Source organism: uncultured Campylobacter sp. (assembly GCF_937949835.1).
In the GTDB taxonomy this organism is placed as follows: Bacteria; Campylobacterota; Campylobacteria; order Campylobacterales; family Campylobacteraceae; genus Campylobacter_B.
In genome coordinates this window covers 1-2,449 of sequence record NZ_CALEDC010000134.1, presented here as the reverse complement: position 1 = coordinate 2,449, position 2,449 = coordinate 1, and the positions used below count along the sequence as shown (strand labels likewise).

The 2,449-nt window shown below is 44.3% G+C and carries 1 protein-coding gene and 2 pseudogenes; all 3 read left to right on the top strand.

The features are described from left to right. A pseudogene (locus tag Q0256_RS02950) lies at nt 1-621 on the top strand (3'-to-5' oligoribonuclease B); the annotation flags it as partial. Continuing rightward, a complete protein-coding gene (locus Q0256_RS02945) occupies nt 611-853 on the top strand; it encodes a hypothetical protein (protein WP_297959902.1) in 243 nt (80 codons plus the stop codon). The pseudogene Q0256_RS02950 and the gene Q0256_RS02945, both read left to right, overlap by 11 nt. A 1,067-nt stretch (nt 854-1,920) precedes the next feature. Continuing rightward, a pseudogene (locus Q0256_RS02940) lies at nt 1,921-2,449 on the top strand (ABC transporter substrate-binding protein); the annotation flags it as partial.

The window sequence follows — 2,449 nt, the reverse complement described above, 5'->3', positions numbered from 1 at the left end:
GATATCTGGCTAAAGGAGCAGAGCGAGTTTGAGCTCGGCAAGGTCTGCCTCGGCATGGTCTCGGGCGCGAAAGAGATCAACAAGATCATGTTCGAGCGGGAGAGCAGGGATTATATCTTTTACTTGCTAGAAAAAATTTTTAAATTTCAAGACGAACCAGATGCACACATCGCGCTAGATAGCGCGCTGCACGGCATAAAGAAAGAATTTTTTAAAAGCGAGCGCGACGATACGCTAAGCAATCTCGTCTCGCATTTCGTAGTCGCCCGCCTAAGCGCGCAAAAGCAGCGCTTCGAGATCAGCTACCTCGATCAAAAGGGCATTTTGACCTACAATATCGGCAACGTAAGCGTCATCGGCAACGACTTTTTGACGCAAAACCCCGATGTCGATTTTTTCATCGACGTAACGAGCAAGAAAACACTCAGCTTCCGCGCCGACGGCAAGATCGACGTAAGCGAAATGGCAAAGCTGCTCCTCGGCGGCGGCGGGCACGTAAACGCAAGCGGCGGGATGTTTGCAGGCTTTAAGGATGCGAGCTCGTACGAAGCCGTAAAGGCGCAAATCGTGGGTCTAATCGAGAAAAAAACTCAAATTTCAAAGGAAGAAGATGAAAACTAATGACGAAAAAATCGCCGAGCAGGACCTCATCTACGAGATTAATATCCTGCTTGACGCGATGCTGCTTTATGCGGGCGTGAAACGCGATCGGCTCGCTGATGCGGCGCAGCTGTATATCGAAAACATCGACACGGTGCTTGCGAACTCGGACGCTAGCGGTGCAGACGAGGTGATCGCCGTTGTCGAGTTTTTGCGTAGCAAACACGCGGAGCTATTCGAAAACAAGGACTAGCTCGCGAAATTTTAAGCGAAATTTTGCGAGCTAGAATTTTACGAAGCGCAAACTTGCGGAGTAGAATTTCATCGAGCGTAAAATTTATAAAGCGAGAAATCTGCGAGATAAAATTTTGCTAAATAGAATTTCAAAACGCAAAATACGGAATTTTGCGGGTTTAGATTTAAAATTTTAAAATTTAGCAAGCAGGCTTTGCGAATAAAATTTTAAGGCATGGCAGTTGCAGAATTTAATTTTAAAATTTTATGCCGTCAAACAAGAGCAAAATTTCAAGGCTTAGAATTTAAGCTAAGAAATTCCGCGCAATAGCAAATTTAAAATTTTAAGTGCATTTTGCGGCACGGAATTTTGCAAAAAATTTTAGACAACGCGGGGCAGCTCTGCGTAAAATTCTAATCTAGGCTTCGCGAGGAATTTGCATCAAAACTCCGCGCGGAATTTTGCGCTCAACTAAGGCGCAAAATTTAAATATAAAGGCTAAATCTTTGCTTGCCAGTGCGGCGCAAAGATTGCGCAGATTGCGGAATTTTAAATTTAAAAGCACGATTCTGCCGTCTAAGGTCAAAGAAATAGCATAGCACCTAAGCTTGCTGAAATGACAAAGCTCGCTTTGAAAGAAAAGGAGAATTTTATCTGCAAAAGCGCAGAGATGGCATTTTAAGATACTTTTATTGTTTCTAAGCGAAAAAGATCCGCGCTGGAGGCTTTTAAACAAGCGCGCTTGATAAAATATTATCGCTAGATATGGCGCAGGTGCAAGTAAATACGCCCAAATGCGGCGAATAAAACTAACGTGGCGCTTCTAACGTCGCAAAGCCAGGCATAGTAAAATAAAAAGCTTGGGCTGAGCGTTTAGAAACAAAATATCGCAAAATAAGACATTTGCAAAGCAAGGTGCCTATAAGATGAAGCGTCGTAAAATAGAATAGAAAGCAACGTGTCGATAAAATAGGCACCGTGAAGCAGAATTTCGTAGCAGTAACGCAGGACGCGATTAAATTTTAAGCAGACGTCGCACTAAATTTTGAAATTTTATGAATTTAAAACTTTATGAAAGGATAGAAATGAAAAAGATTTTTTTGTTTGCATGTCTCATGCTTTTGGGCTCGCAGCTTTTCGGCGACGATAAGGTTTATCGCCTAAGACTTGCTAGTACGTGGGAGGCGACTACGCCCGTTTTGGGCGCTGCTGCTGAGGATTTTAAAAACTATGCCGAAAGCCTTAGTGGCGGCAGGCTTCAGATCCGCATCGATACGCCGAGCAAGCACAAGGCAAGCTTTGGCGTATTCGACTTCGTCAAAAGCGGTCAATACGATCTAGGATATACTTCGCTTTATTATTATAAAGGCAAAGACGCCAAAACTATGCTCTGGACGGCGGTGCCTTTCGGTATGACTACTGATGAGCAGCACGCGTGGTATTACTATGGTGGTGGGCGAGAGCTTAATGATAAGATGTTCGCGCAATACGGCATGAAGACCTTTTTGATGGGATCTACCGGCATGCAAATGGGCGGCTGGTTTAAAAAAGAGATCAACTCGGTCGCGGATTTGCAAGGGCTTAAATTCCGCATACCGGGGCTAGGCGGAGAGG

Excerpts from the sequence above, each read along its gene's own strand:
- Q0256_RS02945 (WP_297959902.1), top strand. The coding sequence starts at position 611 with ATGAAAACTAATGACGAAAAAATCGCCGAGCAGGACCTCATCTACGAG.